Origin of the sequence: Brevibacterium sp. FAM 27836 (assembly GCF_051351055.1) — a bacterium.
In the GTDB taxonomy this organism is placed as follows: Bacteria; Actinomycetota; Actinomycetes; order Actinomycetales; family Brevibacteriaceae; genus Brevibacterium.
In genome coordinates this window covers 3,519,961-3,537,111 of record NZ_CP195711.1, presented here as the reverse complement: position 1 = coordinate 3,537,111, position 17,151 = coordinate 3,519,961, and the positions used below count along the sequence as shown (strand labels likewise).

At 59.7% G+C, this 17,151-nt stretch carries 11 protein-coding genes and 3 rRNA genes; 3 read left to right on the top strand and 11 right to left on the bottom strand.

What is annotated here, in order from left to right:
• Positions 1-56 precede the first annotated feature (56 nt).
• Positions 57-1,859, bottom strand: coding sequence for a BCCT family transporter (locus ACSE4D_RS15795; RefSeq protein WP_436326246.1), 1,803 nt, complete (start codon positions 1,857-1,859; stop codon positions 57-59).
• Positions 1,860-2,135: 276 nt separating this feature from the next.
• On the opposite strand from ACSE4D_RS15795, the gene ACSE4D_RS15790 reads away from it, so the two are divergent.
• Complete coding sequence (locus ACSE4D_RS15790) at positions 2,136-2,462, top strand: hypothetical protein (protein WP_436326245.1); 327 nt, start codon at positions 2,136-2,138, stop codon at positions 2,460-2,462.
• A gap of 6 nt (positions 2,463-2,468) precedes the next feature.
• Positions 2,469-2,795, top strand: a complete 327-nt coding sequence (locus tag ACSE4D_RS15785) for a hypothetical protein (RefSeq protein ID WP_436326244.1) — start codon at positions 2,469-2,471, stop codon at positions 2,793-2,795.
• 175 nt (positions 2,796-2,970) lie between these two features.
• On the opposite strand, the gene ACSE4D_RS15780 is transcribed toward ACSE4D_RS15785, so the two are convergent.
• The 8 genes from ACSE4D_RS15780 to ACSE4D_RS15745 form a co-directional block, all read right to left on the bottom strand.
• On the bottom strand, positions 2,971-3,348 hold the full coding sequence (locus ACSE4D_RS15780) for a hypothetical protein (RefSeq protein WP_436326243.1): 378 nt from the start codon (positions 3,346-3,348) through the stop codon (positions 2,971-2,973).
• 238 nt (positions 3,349-3,586) lie between these two features.
• Positions 3,587-3,705: ribosomal RNA gene (rrf, locus tag ACSE4D_RS15775) — 5S ribosomal RNA — on the bottom strand.
• A 194-nt stretch (positions 3,706-3,899) separates the two neighbouring features.
• Positions 3,900-7,020: ribosomal RNA gene (locus ACSE4D_RS15770) — 23S ribosomal RNA — on the bottom strand.
• 424 nt (positions 7,021-7,444) lie between these two features.
• Positions 7,445-8,970, bottom strand: a 16S ribosomal RNA gene (locus ACSE4D_RS15765).
• Together the 16S, 23S and 5S rRNA genes form the textbook arrangement of a ribosomal RNA operon.
• A 617-nt stretch (positions 8,971-9,587) precedes the next feature.
• The gene (locus ACSE4D_RS15760) at positions 9,588-9,989 is read right to left on the bottom strand and encodes a YccF domain-containing protein (RefSeq protein WP_135542765.1); all 402 of its coding nucleotides are present in this window, start codon (positions 9,987-9,989) and stop codon (positions 9,588-9,590) included.
• Between the two features lie 334 nt (positions 9,990-10,323).
• Entirely contained in the window at positions 10,324-11,610 is a 1,287-nt protein-coding gene (tyrS, locus tag ACSE4D_RS15755) for a tyrosine--tRNA ligase (RefSeq protein WP_436326242.1), read from the bottom strand.
• Positions 11,611-11,779: 169 nt separating this feature from the next.
• Positions 11,780-13,159 carry an MFS transporter gene (locus tag ACSE4D_RS15750; protein WP_436326241.1) on the bottom strand — a complete coding sequence of 460 codons (1,380 nt, stop codon included), beginning with the start codon at positions 13,157-13,159 and terminating at the stop codon, positions 11,780-11,782.
• A gap of 7 nt (positions 13,160-13,166) precedes the next feature.
• A complete protein-coding gene (locus tag ACSE4D_RS15745) occupies positions 13,167-14,201 on the bottom strand; it encodes an MBL fold metallo-hydrolase (protein ID WP_436326240.1) in 1,035 nt (344 codons plus the stop codon).
• Between the two features lie 103 nt (positions 14,202-14,304).
• On the opposite strand from ACSE4D_RS15745, the gene ACSE4D_RS15740 reads away from it, so the two are divergent.
• The gene (locus tag ACSE4D_RS15740) at positions 14,305-15,264 is read left to right on the top strand and encodes a LysR family transcriptional regulator (protein ID WP_436326239.1); all 960 of its coding nucleotides are present in this window, start codon (positions 14,305-14,307) and stop codon (positions 15,262-15,264) included.
• A 51-nt stretch (positions 15,265-15,315) separates the two neighbouring features.
• Here the strand turns inward: ACSE4D_RS15740 and ACSE4D_RS15735 are convergent, their stop codons facing one another.
• Together ACSE4D_RS15735 and argH are read right to left on the bottom strand one after the other, a co-directional pair.
• Complete coding sequence (locus ACSE4D_RS15735) at positions 15,316-15,552, bottom strand: hypothetical protein (protein WP_436326238.1); 237 nt, start codon at positions 15,550-15,552, stop codon at positions 15,316-15,318.
• A gap of 106 nt (positions 15,553-15,658) precedes the next feature.
• Entirely contained in the window at positions 15,659-17,122 is a 1,464-nt protein-coding gene (gene argH, locus ACSE4D_RS15730) for an argininosuccinate lyase (RefSeq protein WP_426937436.1), read from the bottom strand.
• Positions 17,123-17,151 lie beyond the last annotated feature (29 nt).

Below are 17,151 nucleotides of genomic sequence, written 5' to 3'. Positions count from 1 at the left end.
AATCAGCGAACGTCGCTGCGATCTCGGTATCGGCTCCGAAAGACTAACGGTAACGCCTATTCTACGTGGTTCCCCTTCCTTGTGCTGGAGCTGCCCGAACGACTGCCGGTGCGGCTGGCGAGGGTGCCTCCGCGTTTGACCTTGTGACCGTGCGAATCGATGTAGGGGTCACGGAACTCCGGTGCCGGTTCGACGGCTTGAGGTTTGGTGACGATGTCCTCGTCGCTGTCATACTCGTGGCCGAATTCGTCGTCACCTCCCTCACGACGTTCGACCTCCTCGGGCGGCAGCACCTTCTTCCACCGGCGCATCCGCACCCGGGGCAGCACGCCGGCGTCCTCACGCAGCGCCCGCATTAGAGCGTAGATCTGGAAGTAGGCGATGATGAAGAACGGCAGACCGACGAGGATGATCGTCGATTGCAGGGCTTCGAGACCGCCGGAGCCGGAGAAGACCAGCAGGGTCGCCGTGACGACGGCGACGGCGAGGGCCCAGAAGATCCTCTGCGGCAGCGGGTTGAAGTCCTCATGCCCGTTGTTCATCGTGTCGACGACGAGTGCCGCAGAGTCCACCGAGGTGACGAAGAAGATGATGACGAGGACGATCGCGATGACCGAAATGGGGCCGGCCAGCGGGTAATGGTCGAGGAACGCGAAGAGCGCACCGGGGATGTCGCCTTGGTCGACGACCCGGTCGACCAGTCCCCCGCCCTTGTTGAGTTCGATGTCGAACGAGGCGTAGCCGAAGATTCCGAACCACAGGACCGAGAACGCCGCGGGGATCGCGAGCACACCGATGACGAACTGCCGGATCGTGCGTCCGCGGGAGATGCGGGCGATGAAGATCCCGACGAACGGCGACCAGGTGATCGTCCAGGCCCAGTAGAAAACGGTCCAGGTGTTCTGCCAGCCGGTGTTCGCGAACGTATCGTTCCACAGCGCCAATTCGGGCAGCTGTTGGATGTAGGTGCCGAAGGATTCGAAGACGCCCTTGGCCATGAACAGGGTCGGGCCGAAGACGGCGATGAAGACCAGCAGCAGCACCGCCATGACGATGTTGAGGTTCGACAGCACCTTGATGCCCTTGTCGAGGCCGAGCGATACGGAGATCGTCGCCAGACCGCAGACCACACCGATGATGATCAGCTGCCACAGGGCATTTTCGGGGATGCCGAGGACTTGTGCCAGACCGCCGTTGATCTGGAGGGTGCCGAGTCCGATCGATACGGCGATGCCGAAAACCGTGCCGATGATGGCGACGACGTCGATCGTCTTGCCGATCGGTCCGTGGATCTTCTCGCCGAGGATGGGCTGGAAGATCGAGCTCACCCGCGGAGGCAGGTTGCGCTTGTGGATGAAGTACGCGAAGCACAGCGCGGGGAGGGTGAAGATCGTCCACGTGTGCAGGGTGAAGTGGTAGTAGGTGAAGTTCATGGCATCGACCGCAGCGGCGGGCGTGCCGGCTTCGATGCCCAGCGATGCACGGGGTGGATCGCCGAAGTGGCTCACAGGTTCGGCGACGCCCCAGAACATGAGGATCGAACCGATGCCGGCGGCGAAGAGCATAGCGAACCAGGCACCGTTCGAGTGCTCCGGTGGTTCATCGTCCGGGCCGAGCTTCGCCCTGCCATACCGTGAGGCGGCGATGTAGATGAGAAAACCGAGGAACACTGTGACACCGAGGATGTAGAACCATCCGAGGTTCGTCAGCAGCCAGTCGGATGCGACGGAGACTCCGGCATCGAGCTGATCCGTGAAGAAGATCGTTCCGACGACGAAGATGATGATCACTGCAGCCGAGGAGAAGAAGATGGCCGGATTGGTGCGGAGTCTCAATGCATCGTGGAGTCTGTCAAGCATGCGTGCATCCTTCCTGAGTACCAAGCGGGTGAGCGGTGTCTCACCCACACTACAGAAGTGTCCGAGTTTTCATGCAAAGTCCGTTGTCACAAAGCGATATCGACTCTGTTTCCGGGACAGTCGATTCCGATTTTCGGCCGGTCGATTCCACCGCTCAGCCTGTCGATTCCGCTTCTCGGCCCGACGGCTCATCCGCGAGAGGCGAAGAAACGACGAACGGAGCTCCGGTCGACATGACCGGAGCTCCGTTCGAGGTTGCAGGCGGCAGACGCCTCAGTGCCTGGGAGGCTCGTCCTCACCGCGCGGATCGAGTTCCTCGCCGAGGCGACGGTCACCGGCTGCCCCGGAGTGGCCGTCGGTTCGAGGCCGGCCCTCAACAGGAGGCTGGCCCTCGGGGCGAAAGTCGTCTTCGGGCCGCACCCGATCGGCTTCAGGATGGGGACGGCCATCGGGTCCACGAGTATCAGCAGGCTCGACCCGGTCGCCCCGATGGTGGCCGGCACCGGGCGCAGGGGCGGCTGGGTCGTGGTTCTCGCCGGCGAGAGGGCCCTTTCCCCGATGCGGAGGTGTATCGGGGTCCAGTTCGTCGGCATGCTGCAGTGACCGCTCGTGAGCGAGTCGTTCTTCGCGCACGAGCTGTTCGCGTTTCGCGGCATCCGAGTCGAGCTGTTCGGCCTCGGCCGCCTGACGATCCGCGTCGGCCGCACGCGCGTCGGCGTCGGCTTTGGCCATTTTGGCTTCTGCCCGCCGCTTCTCCATTTCAGCTTCATGAGCACGGACTTCGTGTTCGGAATCCGCGGCCTGCTGTCGAAGCTGCGCGGCTTCTTCACGCTGTCGTTCACGCTTCACCGCGGCGGCCTTGCGGCTGACTGCGATGAGGATCCCCACGATGATCAGGACCACGACGATGGCGACAACAATCCAGATGATGGTTGACACGTTCATGCGGTTTCTCCTTTGCTGTCTCTTCGGATGTCGCTGATGAGTTGCATCCGACCCAGCGGACCGCTTCATCCTCGCACGCCGCTACGCCTGCCGCATCAACGTTGACTGTGAGTCTGCCGAGTTTCCGACGGCGCCGGCCGATCTTTCGCTTGGATTCGTCGAGTGATCAGAGAGGTGTACCGTGTGTGGAGAGTTCCGCCGCGAGCCACAGCGCAAGGTCCTGAGCACCGACGGTCAGTCCACGAGGCAGTCTCATCGTCGACCTGCCGGCGGATCCTTCGCCCTCGATGGTCAGCTCCACAGAGGAGAAGAGTGATTGCCTGACGAGGTGGACATCGCGGATCCTCGACCATGCGAACCCGTCTTCTGGGCATTCGCTCGTCGCGATCCAGACTCCGTGAAGAGTCACGATGATCTGAGGGGTACGTTGAGCAGCGAATTGCAGCGTCCTCAGACCCCGCAGGAACTGTCTGCTGGAGGAATAGTGCAGAGTTACTTGGCCGGTCTCTGCCAGCTCTGCTTTCAAAGTTTCGAATGTGCTCATACCGGATTCTATGGCAGCGCGTTCAGTTGAGATCGGGCAGTACTTTCAGTTGAGATCGGGCAGTACTTTCAGTTGAGGTCGCACGATGCGTTCAGGTGAGATCGGGCGATGCGTTTGACTGCCACAGGATGGTGCGAATGATTGCCACAGGTTGGTGCGATTGATTGTGAATACGAGGAAGGCCCCGCCCAACCCCCACAAAACAGGAATCAGACGAGGCCACCCCCACCAAAAAATATTGCGGCAGTCACTTACTCTCCCACAACCACCAAGTTGCAGTACCATCAGCGCGCATGGGCTTAGCTACCGGGATCGGAACGGTTAACCGGGCGTTTCCCCACCACTATCACCACCGCAAAACCACACAGACCACCACCACAAACCCCCACAACAAGGAGGGTCTTCAGGCGGTAATGGTCCAAGAACCGCACAGCGAACGCGAACACCAACAACAGTCACATAACATGCACCCCACAACAGGGTGACTTCTCAAGCCAACACCACGTGCAACCCAAAAAGACTCTCACGCACACACCAACCCCAACAAAAGAGTTGATGAGTGATCGGTGTATTAGTACCAGTCAACTCCACACCTCACAGTGCTTCCATACCCGGCCTATCAACCCCATCATCTATAGGACACCTCTCCCACACAAAATGTATGGATGGAAATCTCATCTCGGAGCAGGCTTCCCGCTTAGATGCTTTCAGCGGTTATCCATCCCGAACGTAGCCAACCAGCCATGCTCCTGGCGGAACAACTGGCACACCAGAGGTTCGTCCGTCCCGGTCCTCTCGTACTAAGGACAGACCTCCACAAATTTCCTACGCACGCAGCGGATAGGGACCGAACTGTCTCACGACGTTCTAAACCCAGCTCGCGTACCGCTTTAATGGGCGAACAGCCCAACCCTTGGGACCGACTCCAGCCCCAGGATGCGACGAGCCGACATCGAGGTGCCAAACCATGCCGTCGATATGGACTCTTGGGCAAGATCAGCCTGTTATCCCCGAGGTACCTTTTATCCGTTGAGCGACCACGCTTCCACAAGCCATGGCCGGGTCACTAGTCCCAGCTTTCGCTCCTGCTCGACACGTCCGTCTCACAGTCAAGCTCCCTTGTGCACTTACACTCGACACCTGATTGCCAACCAGGCTGAGGGAACCTTTGGGCGCCTCCGTTACTCTTTAGGAGGCAACCGCCCCAGTTAAACTACCCATCAGGCACTGTCCCTGAACCCGATCAGGGTCCGAAGTTAAGGAATCCACTATGGTCAGAGTGGTATTTCACCGATCGACTCCACCTGATCTAGCGACCAAGCCTCATAGTCTCCCACCTATCCTACACAAACCACACCGAACACCAATACCAAACTATAGTGAAGGTCTCGGGGTCTTTCCGTCCTGCTGCGCGTAACGAGCATCTTTACTCGTAATGCAATTTCGCCGAGTTCGTGGTTGAGACAGCAGAGAAGTCGTTACGCCATTCGTGCAGGTCGGAACTTACCCGACAAGGAATTTCGCTACCTTAGGATGGTTATAGTTACCACCGCCGTTTACTGGGGCTTAAATTCTCCGCTTCACAGTAACCTGTTAACGAGTCCTCTTAACCTTCCAGCACCGGGCAGGCGTCAGTCCGTATACATCGACTTACATCTTCGCACGGACCTGTGTTTTTAATAAACAGTCGCTTCTCTCTGGCCTCTGCGACCACCACCAGCACATCCCGCAGCAAGTGCGGTTCACCAGGATGGTCCCCCTTCTCCCGAAGTTACGGGGGCATTTTGCCGAGTTCCTTAACCACGATTCTCTCGATCACCTTAGTATTCTCTACTCGACCACCTGTGTCGGTTATAGGGTACGGGCAACACACACCCTCACGTCGATGCTTTTCTCGGCAGCAGAGGATCACCAGATCACCCCACCACAGTGGGGCGCCCATCAGCTCTCACACACAAAGCGGAGACGGATTTACCTACCCCCGCGTGCTACAACCTTAGACCGTGACTACCATCGCACGGCCTGGCTACCTTTCTGCGTCACACCACACGCTTACCGACTCCACACTCAGGTCCCACCCGCATCACCAAACAACAGATCCGAAGACCCGAAGGGCGAATTAGATGGTTAGTCTCATGTGTTTTGGTACTGTCGGTTGTGTGTCGGTACCAGAATATCAACTGGTTGTCCATCGACTACGCCTGTCGGCCTCGCCTTAGGTCCCGACTTACCCAGGGCGGATTAGCCTAGCCCTGGAACCCTTGGTCATCCGGTGGACGGGTTTCTCACCCGTCTTTCGCTACTCATGCCTGCATTCTCACTCGAACCGCTTCCACCACTCGTTCACACGGCAGCTTCACCAGCGACTCGACGCTCCCCTACCCAACACCACACCATTACGGATACACGTGGTGCTGCCACAACTTCGGCGGTGTACTTAGCCCCGCTACATTATCGGCGCTCAATCACTTGACCAGTGAGCTATTACGCACTCTTTCAAGGGTGGCTGCTTCTAAGCCAACCTCCTGGTTGTCTTCGCAACTGAACATCCTTTCCCACTGAGCACACGCTTAGGGGCCTTAGTTGATGGTCTGGGCTGTTTCCCTCTCGACAATGAAGCTTATCCCCCACTGTCTCACTGCCACGCTGAACCTTGACTGGCATTCGGAGTTTAGTTGACGTCAGTAACCCGGTGGGGCCCATCAGCCATCCAGTAGCTCTACCTCCAGCAAGAACCACGCAACGCTGCACCTAAATGCATTTCGGGGAGAACCAGCTATCACAGAGTTTGATTGGCCTTTCACCCCTAACCACAGGTCATCCCCTCCATTTTCAACTGAAGTGGGTGCGGGCCTCCACGCGCTCTTACACACGCTTCACCCTGCCCATGGCTAGATCACTCCGCTTCGGGTCTAGGACACGCGACTAACAACGCCCTGTTCGGACTCGCTTTCGCTACGGCTACCCCACACGGGTTAACCTCGCCACGCACCGCTAACTCGCAGGCTCATTCTTCAAAAGGCACGCCATCACAGTCATCTAGATACTGCTCTGACGGATTGTAAGCACATGGTTTCAGGTACTCTTTCACTCCCCTCCCGGGGTACTTTTCACCATTCCCTCACGGTACTTATCCGCTATCGGTCATCAGGAAGTATTTAGCCTTACCAGGTGGTCCTGGCAGATTCACACGAAATTCCACGAGTTCCGTGCTACTCGGGCACACGCACACTACGCTAGCGTCACTGTTTCATCTACGGGACTCTCACCCACTCCGGTCCTGTTTCCCACCAGGTTCGACTACACCAACACCAACACAGACTGGCCATGCTGGACCAGACCGTACATACCCCACAACACCGTGCACGCAACACCAGCACGCTTGACACGCACACGGTTTAGGCTCATCCAGTTTCGCTCGCCACTACTCCCGGAATCATTGTTATTTTCTCTTCCTGCGGGTACTGAGATGTTTCACTTCCCCGCGTTCCCCCCACGTACCCTATATATTCAGGCACGGGTCACTACCCTCACAGGCAGCGGGGTTTCCCCATTCGGACATCCTCGGATCAACGCCCGTTTATCGGCTCCCCGAGGCTTATCGCAGATTTCCACGTCCTTCATCGGCTCCTGATGCCAAGGCATCCACCATGCGCTCTTACACACTCACCACACCCCAAAAGGGTTGGCGGCGTGTACGCGAAATATTGTCTTTCAATCACACAAGATGATGACAAGAAAAATCACATTACATAACACCACAACCCCAAAAGGGTTGCAGCATTGATGCTCGCGTCCACTATACGATTCTCAAACCACTACCAAACACCACCCACAAACCAGACCACTGCCGTGGCTGCCCGTGAAGCGGGTCGGTCCTGTTGGTTGAAACCACACCCAACGGCTGTTGGGGTTTGTGATTCCAGGACCCAATAACGTGTCTGTTCTAGCCCATCCTCATACCCATACATCGACGAGGCACTCACCCCGACAACGCTGAGTGGACGAGCGAAAGTTGTGATGTTCCACCCATGAGCAACCCACCCAGGAACACGAACGGTTCCTGACGGTGGGGATCTGAATGTGTGCTCCTTAGAAAGGAGGTGATCCAGCCGCACCTTCCGGTACGGCTACCTTGTTACGACTTAGTCCCAATTGCCAGTCCCACCTTAGACGGCCCCCTCCCAAAAGGGTTGGGCCACCGGCTTCGGGTGTTACCGACTTTCGTGACTTGACGGGCGGTGTGTACAAGGCCCGGGAACGTATTCACCGCAGCGTTGCTGATCTGCGATTACTAGCGACTCCGACTTCACGTAGTCGAATTGCAGACTACGATCCGAACTGAGACTGGCTTTAAGGGATTCGCTCACCCTCACAGGTTCGCCTCTCTCTGTACCAGCCATTGTAGCATGCGTGAAGCCCAAGACATAAAGGGCATGATGATTTGACGTCATCCCCACCTTCCTCCGAGTTGACCCCGGCAGTCTCCTATGAGTTCCCACCATCACGTGCTGGCAACATAGAACGAGGGTTGCGCTCGTTGCGGGACTTAACCCAACATCTCACGACACGAGCTGACGACAACCATGCACCACCTGTACACCAGCTCCAAAGAGAAGAACTGTTTCCAGAACGGTCCAGTGTATGTCAAGCCTTGGTAAGGTTCTTCGCGTTGCATCGAATTAATCCGCATGCTCCGCCGCTTGTGCGGGCCCCCGTCAATTCCTTTGAGTTTTAGCCTTGCGACCGTACTCCCCAGGCGGGGCACTTAATGCGTTAGCTACGGCGCGGAGAACGTGGAATGTCCCCCACACCTAGTGCCCAACGTTTACGGCATGGACTACCAGGGTATCTAATCCTGTTCGCTCCCCATGCTTTCGCTCCTCAGTGTCAGTTACAGCCCAGAGTCCCGCCTTCGCCACCGGTGTTCCTCCTGATATCTGCGCATTTCACCGCTACACCAGGAATTCCAGACTCCCCTACTGCACTCTAGTCAGCCCGTACCCACTGCCCGCGCAACGTTAAGCGTTGCGTTTCCACAGCAGACGTGACCAACCACCTACGAGCTCTTTACGCCCAATAATTCCGGACAACGCTCGTACCCTACGTATTACCGCGGCTGCTGGCACGTAGTTAGCCGGTACTTCTTCTGCAGGTACCGTCACTTTCGCTTCTTCCCTGCTGAAAGCGGTTTACAACCCGAAGGCCGTCATCCCGCACGCTGCGTCGCTGCATCAGGGTTTCCCCCATTGTGCAATATTCCCCACTGCTGCCTCCCGTAGGAGTCTGGGCCGTGTCTCAGTCCCAGTGTGGCCGGTCGCCCTCTCAGGCCGGCTACCCGTCGTCGCCTTGGTAGGCCATTACCCCACCAACAAGCTGATAGGCCGCGAGCCCATCCCCGATCGAAAAACTTTCCACCATCCCACATGCGTGGAACGGTCATATCCGGTATTAGACCCAGTTTCCCAGGCTTATCCCGAAATCAGGGGCAGGTTACTCACGTGTTACTCACCCGTTCGCCACTCATCCACCAGGTGCAAGCACCCGGCTTCAGCGTTCGACTTGCATGTGTTAAGCACGCAGCCAGCGTTCGTCCTGAGCCAGGATCAAACTCTCCATAAAAAAATTATGTTGCAGTATGAATCCCAGCAAGACAGCCAAACCAGTCACGGGGTGACCAGCCGGCTTCAAAAAATACGATCAAACACTCCAACCGCCACCACAGTGAACGATTCAACAAAGAACCACCCACAGGAGGCGAACCAGACTGTTCGACCGTGTGATTGTCTCACCAGAAAAATAATGTTTCTGGCATCACAACTTGTTCAAACAAACACGCTATTGGATTCTCAAACCACAAACACTCACCCATCACCACAACCCAACAAAAAGGGCGTGTTCACTGGGGGCATCAGTTTCATTTATCGTCACCCACCCGATCCCCAACCACCGTGACAAACCCTGTTTGTCCTGGTCAGGCCCGGTGGAAACCCTGTCTTTCAGACTGTGTTCCCGGCGGGGCAACGAGATATAACTCTAGACCACTCCAGCCAGGCCGTGCAACTCGAAAGCGGACTTCGCGCTGTGACACCGGTCACCGCGGCCTGTGGGGCCGAGAAGAGCGGGCCTCCGGGCGCCGACGACAACGTAGCGCGGCATCCCGTGGACTTGCCGCGACATCCCACGAAGGTGCCGCGACTTCCCATGGAAGTGTCGCAGCACCCGTGGAAGTGCGGGGTTCAGGCTCCCCGGTAGCCGGGCATGAGCCGATCGCTGTTGACGATCTGTTTGCCCAAGGGCATGAGCGAGACGGGAATGAGCTTGATGTTCGCCCAGCCGAGCGGGATGCCGATGATCGAGACGAACAGCGGGATCGAGGTGATGACGTGTCCGATGGCCAGCCAGATTCCGGCGACGACGAGCCAGATGATGTTGCCCAGTGTGGTGGCGACGCCGGCGGGTCGTGTTTCGATGACTTCACGGCCGAAGGGCCACAGTGCGTAGTTGCCGATTCGGAAGGAGGCGATCCCCCAGGGGATCGTGACGATGAAGATGCAGGCGATGATGCCGGCGGCCCAATAGCCGAGCGCAAGCCAGAGGCCGGAGAAGATGAACCAGATGATGTTGAGCAGAGTGCGCATGAACTCCTCGTTCGCTGTCGGTGCAGTTCGTTCGTAGTCGGTGCAGCTGGTCTTCGTCGGGGCGAGCCGTTCGAGGTCGGCGCGATCTCGTCTCGACGTCACAGGTGTGGACGTGAATCCAGTCTGGCTGATCTTGCTTGAGCTCGCCATGATGTTTTCCCGCGTCCGGTCGTGCGGTTGGCCTGCGACAGGGTCGCATCTCATGTCAATGCTTTGGACAAGTTCTGTGCTTGTAACTCGCCTTCACAAGCCAGGAGCTTGTCTCCGGGAAATACAACAGCACCGTGCCATCCCTGTCCAGGGATGGCACGGTGCTGTCGGCGACGATTTCGGCTCAGCTGACGACGTCAACGGCTCCGAGGGTCTTCTTGCCCCGGCGGAGGAGGATCACTCCCCCGGCCTCCGTGGAGAGCACATCGTCGGAAGTCAGAGTCTGCTCCTGGTCGGCGACCTTGACGTTGTTGACGTAGGCACCGCCGTCCTTGATGGCGCGGCGGGCCTCACCCTTGGACTTGACGATGCCGGCGGCGACGAAGGCGTCGGCGACGGGCATGCCTTCGGCCAGCTGAGTCGCGGACACGTCACCGCGGGGCAGCTCAGACGTGGCGGCACCGAGGGTAGCGGCGTCGAGTCCGGCCAGCTCTCCGCCTCCGAAGAGGGCCGAGGCCGCGGCGATCGCCTGCTCGTAGGCTGGGCGTCCGTGGACGAGGGTGGTGACATCCTCGGCGAGGGCCTTCTGCGCCACACGAGTGTGCGGTGCGGCGGTGAACTCGGCTTCGATGGCCTCGATCTCTTCGAGCGATCGCAGCGAGAACACCTTGAGGTACTTGACCACGTCACGGTCGTCGGCGTTGAGCCAGAACTGGCTGAAGGCGTACGGGCTGGTCAGCGACGAGTCGAGCCACACGGTGCCGGATTCGGTCTTGCCGAACTTCGTGCCGTCAGCCTTGGTGATCAGCGGTGTGGCCAGCGCATGGACGGACTTCTGCTCGACGCGACGGATGAGGTCGACGCCCGAGGTGAGGTTGCCCCACTGATCGGATCCGCCGGTCTGCAGGGAGCAGCCGTAGCGTCGGTTGAGCTCGAGGTAATCGTTGCCCTGGAGGATCTGGTAGGAGAACTCGGTGAAGGAGATGCCGGCTTCGCTGTTCAGTCGTGCGGAGACGGATTCCTTCGCGAGCATCCGGTTGACCGGGAAGTGCTTGCCGACGTCGCGGAGGAAGTCGATGGCCGTCAGCTGCGAAGTCCAGTCGAGGTTGTTGACGATCTGCGCCGCGTGGGGGCCGTCGAAGTCGAGGAACTTCTCAACCTGGGCGCGGATCTTCGCCACCCATTCCTCGACGACCTCGCGCGGGTTGAGCGTCCGCTCCCCCGACATCCGCGGATCACCGATGAGGCCGGTGGCACCGCCGACGAGAGCCAACGGGTTGTGCCCGGCCTGCTGCAGGCGGGCCGCGGTGAGCAGCTGGACGAGGTTGCCCATGTGCAGGCTCGGCGCCGTCGGATCGAAACCGACATAATAGGTCAGCGACTCCTCGGCCAGAGCCTTCTGGAGGGCGGTCTCGTCGGTCGAAACCGCGACGAGCCCGCGGGCCTTGAGTTCACTGAAGATGTCGGTCACTTCGGTCCTTTCGAATCATTTGCCAGTGTCGGTGCGGCACCGACGGGGTCAATTCTACGGTGTTCCGCGAAGCGCCGATGCCGCGGGCCACGACGGTGCCGAAAGCGGTTCGCCGTGGTCGCGAGGCACCGGCCGATCGCTCACAATAAGGACCTGAGCTCCCGGGAGCTCACTGTTTCACCGTGTCATCAGTCCGGCGCGTCACATCAGATTCTTCGGGTTCCAGCGTCTGTTGGGCGTCTTCGTCGGGATCGGGACGGCCGAGCGCGACGGCGACTGCTCCGACGAGGGCGACAAGGGCCCAGATTCCGCCGATGAGGTACGGTCCGCTGCCGGGAATGAGGATGAGCGCAGATGCGATCATCGGCGACAGTCCTGCGCCCAGGGCGGCGGCGAACTGGTAGCCGACCGAGGCACCCGTATATCGCACTGCAGGCGGGAAGAGCTCTGAGACATAGGCCGCGATCGGTCCGAAGCACAGACCCTGGACGATTCCGTTGCCGAGGATGATCGCCAGAGCGTACTGGTGGACCTCACCGCTGATGATGAGAAGGACGAGCGGCAGGGCAAGAACGGCGGCAACGATGTGGGCACCGATCAATGAGCGTTTACGCCCGATCCGGTCGCTGAGTCGGGCGATGACAAACGTGACGATCAGCGTTGTCAGGGCCCCGACGGCCTTCCAGTTGAGGACTTCGGACTTGTCCTCGCCGGCAGCCACGGCCACCGACACACCCCACACGGTCGTCAGGCCCTGGGTGACGTAGATCGTCATCGTTGCGAACAGCGCGATGAGGACCTGACGCTTGTATCGCTTGAAGACGGTCAGCAGCGGCACCTTCCTCTCCTCGCTCTCCTCGTCGAGCTGCCGGAAGGCGGGGGTCTCGCTGACTTTGAGCCGGATGATCAGACCGACGACGATGAGGACCGCAGACAGGAGGAACGGCAGTCGCCATCCCCACGTGTCGAAGTTCTCACCGGTCAGAGCGGCCGTGAGCGAGAGGACGAGAGTCGCCAGAATGGCTCCCGCGGGACCGCCCGCGTTCGCAAACGCTGCGGCCAGACCGCGTCGGGACTTCGGTGCGTGCTCGAGCGCCATGAGCGCAGCACCGCCCCATTCTCCGCCGACGGCGATGCCTTGGATGATCCGAAGGGTGAACAGGGATGCGGGTGCGATCATCCCAATTGACGCAGTCGGCGGCATGAGGCCGATGATCACGGTGACGGCTCCCATCATCACCATGGAGACGATGAGGGCCTTCTTCCGTCCGACGCGATCTCCGAAGTGTCCGAAGACGACTCCGCCCAGCGGCCGGGCCAGGTATCCCGCAGCCAGGGTGCTGAATGAGGCGAACAGCGACAGACCGGGTCCGAGCCCTTCGAAGAAGAGATTCGCGAAGACGATCGACGAGGCTGTCGCGTAGAGGATGAAATCGTAGAACTCGATGGCCGATCCGACGAAGCTCGAGGTGAGGATCCTCCGCATCTCCGGCGTCTTCAAGGAGGTTTGGAGTCCGTCCTTGTCAACAACGTCTTTGTTGTTATTCATAGTTGCTTCAGCTCCTCATCGCGGCTTGTGCGGCTGTGGTGATGTTGACGGTGTCGAGGTCCTCTGGCACCAGGAATGTTCCATCGAATCCGGTGTGCCCCTTGTGCCAGACGGTGTCATCGGCGGACCCGGGAACAAGGTGGTGCAGGGCCAGTGCACGAGCCTGTGCCGCGGAGGCAATGCGAATGGCCCCATTGACCGAGGTATGTGACTTGTAATGGTGGTCGCGGGAGGCGCTGCCCTCATCGTCGTCACGGTGCGCATACATCTGATCAACCCAGTCGAAGTCGATCGCCTCGTGAAGAAGCAGATCGGTTCCCTGCGCCAGCTTGACGAGATTGGCGGTCTCACACGTGTCACCTGAAATGGTCACCGATCCGTGCTCGCTCTCGAACCTGAAAGCGAACGCTGGCGCCACTGGCGGATGCTCAACGAGGATCGCAGTCACGGTGACAAGATCATCCTGGAAGATGACGAAAGGCTCCATCTCCGGGGTCGGAGCTGTGTTCGGGTGATATCCGATGCCCTCTGGGATCTCGATATCGCGGGGGTCGAAGAGAACTTCAGGTGACGGACGCAGCGAATCGAGCACGCGGTCGTTGAGGTCTGTGGCAAACGCCCCGACGATGTTTGTAAACATGTCGGCGATGCCGGGGGTGGGGTTCGCTGGTGCCACAGGTCGCGGCGGGACGACTGCCCGCGGAGAGACCGGAGGAAGCGCTCCACGTGGACCGGGTCCAAGGAGAGGAACCGGATTGTCGACTCTTTGCTGGAGCTCGTGCATCCCGAATATAACAAGTGACGGCAGATCGATGGTGTGATCCGAATGCAGGTGAGTGATGAAGATTCCGCCCAGATCGCCGAGCTCGAGACCAGCCTGACGAATGCGACGCCCGACACCGTGACCGGCGTCCACGAGATAGAAGCGATCCTCAACGACGATCGCGGTTGAGATACCCGCTCGATCCTTGGAATCGCCCTTCCACCATCGCGGGCCACCTGCGGTTCCTAGGGTGACTACTTTCATCTTCGAATCGTTCATTACCCGGCACTTTCACGTTGTTGCGTCTTTGACCTCCTCAGTCTTTCCCGTTGACATCAAAAAGAAAAGCAAATTTTTACTGGCTTCAATATAGACTCTAGCTATGACTGACCTCACACTCCGCCAGCTCGAGTATTTTCTCGCCGTTCTCGATCGTGGTTCGGTGAGCGACGCGGCAAAAGACTGCCGAGTGTCACAGGCGACGGTCTCTGCGGCTCTCGCCCAACTCGAAAAGCAGCTCAAAGTCACGCTTATTGCGCGTGGTCCGGCTCGGCGCGCCCGTCCGACGAGCGCTGGCAGGGAATTCGGAGTTCGGGCCAGAGAGATCCTTTCAAATGTCTCGGACGCTGTGGAATCTCTGAACGACGAGTCGGCTGCCTTACAGGGGCCCTTGCGCATCGGTTGCATACCGACGGCGGGGCCACGGATGCTTCCAGCTACGGCTGCTCAGTTCGTCAAACACCACCCGCAGGTTGACGTCAGCTTTGTCGAAGCCCATCCGTTGACCGTTCAACAGATGGTTCTCAACGGTGAGGTAGATGTTGCTGTCATGTACCGCAAGCAGATCCAGATCGAGGGAGTCACCAGGCACGACCTCGCCGAGGTGCAGCTGCACGCCATCGTCTCTGCTGATCATCCTGTAGCAGACCAGGACGGTGTCGATATCGCCGAGCTCATCGACGACCCGCTCATTCTGCTCGATTCTCCGCCGACCGCGGACCTCTTGATCAGCCAGATCCGCGGAATCGGTTATGAGCCTTCTGTTCGCTGGCTCATTCCGAATGCGGAGACAATCAGGTCGATGGTGGGGTTAGGACTCGGTTTTTCCTTGGCCAACGCTGTTCCTCACCCGGACACCCTGACCTTTCAGGGCATGCCAGTGCGATATCTGCCGGTGACCAACCCGGAATTCGCCAACACGATCGTGGGAGTGACGATGGCCGGAGCACGGTTGTCGAAGAAGCTCACTGCGGCATTGGACATCCTTCGGAAGACCGCCGCAAATACCGATCCCCATCGGTGGAAACACCAGAGCCAATCATCGAGGCCGTCACGATCCTGACCTCGGGGAGGCACTGAATTTCTGCCTACCGCCGGTGTCTGGCCGATCTCACTAGCGGTCAGTGTTCCGCTGCCTCATTCGGGCAACGAGCGCCTCGATCACCCAGGCCACGAAAACAGCTAGTCCGAGAGCTCCGACGAACTCTCCGAACAACATGGCAATTCCGGCTCCGATGTTGGCGTCGCCCGGGACCGAGCCGGTATCCAAGAGCAGTCCGAGGCCATAGAGACCCGCGCCGAGGAGGATGAGCACGGCGCTGCCGATGAGCAGGATCGTTCTTCTTCGCATGTCTCGACCTCCTGATGAGGTTGTTGATGTGCAAAGCCGAAGCCCGGACAAACGGATTCACTTGCCCGGGCACCGATCTAGAATCGCTGTCTGGTTTCTCAGCCTCTCACACGCTGCGGGTCGACCCTGCGAACTCACGCAGGCGTGTGACCTCTGCCTTCGCGTTGGCGATCTGCTGCTCGACGGCCGAGCGAGCGGTGCCGCCCTTGGCATTGCGCGAATCGATCGAGCCGAGCGTCGTGAGCACCTCGCGCACGGCAGGCGTCAGGTGCGGTGAGATCCCCGAGAAGTCCTCGTCGGAGAGGTCCCACAGTTCGACATCCCGCGACTCGGCCAACTGCACGCACGCTCCCGAGAGCTCGTGAGCCACACGGAACGGCACGCCCTCACGCACGAGCCACTCGGCGATGTCCGTGGCCAGCGCGAATCCGCGCGGAGCCAGATACGCCATGCGTTCGGTGTCGAACTTCAGCGTCGCCACCATCCCGGTGAACGCCGGCAGCAACAGTTCGAGAGTGTCGGTGGCGTCGAAGACCGGCTCCTTGTCCTCCTGCAGATCCCGGTTGTACGCCAACGGCAGTGCCTTGAGCGTCGACAGCAGCCCGGTGAGATCACCGATGAGGCGACCGGACTTGCCACGCGTGAGCTCGGCGACGTCGGGGTTCTTCTTCTGCGGCATGATCGACGATCCCGTCGAATACGCATCGTGGAGGGTGACGAACGAGAACTCCTTCGTCGCCCACGCGATGACCTCCTCGGACAGGCGGGAGAGGTCGATGCCGATCATCGTCGTGATGAAGAGGTACTCGGCGAAGACATCGCGCGACGCCGTGCCGTCGATGGAGTTCTCCACCGAATCGTTGAAACCGAGGTCCGCAGCCACGGCCTGTGGGTCAAGCCCCAATGACGACCCAGCCAGCGCACCAGAACCGTAGGCAGAGACACCGGCACGCGCATCGAAATCAACGAAGCGCGCAACATCGCGCAGCAACGGCCACGCGTGGGCGAGCAGGTGGTGGGCCAGCAGCACCGGCTGAGCGTGCTGGAGGTGCGTGCGTCCGGGCATCGGCACCTCGGGATGCTCTTCGGCCTGAGCGATGAGCACCTCGACGGTGTCGAGCACGAGACCGGCGACCTCACGGGCATGGTCGCGCAGGTACATGCGCCCCATCGTCGCGATCTGATCATTGCGCGACCGGCCGGCACGCAGCTTGCCTCCGAGCTCCGGCCCGGCGATCTCGATGAGTCCGCGCTCGAGCGAGGAGTGCACGTCCTCATCGGATTCGGCGGCGACGTACTCGCCGGCCTCGACGCGGCGGAGGAGTTCGTCGAGAGCCTCATGCATCCCAGACAGTTCCTCGTCGGTGAGCAGACCCGCGTGGTGGAGGACCTTCGCGTGGGCCTTCGACCCGGCGATGTCGTACTTCGCCAGGCGCCAGTCGAAGTCCGTGGACTTGCTCAGCGCGGCCAGGGCATCGGCCGGACCGTCGGAGAATCGTCCGCCCCACAGGCTCAGTCGTTCGCTCACAGATCGTCCTTTCTTCACCGAGTCGCAGATGCCTCGGCCCATTCGTTGTCGTGGAGAAGCTCAGTTGTCAT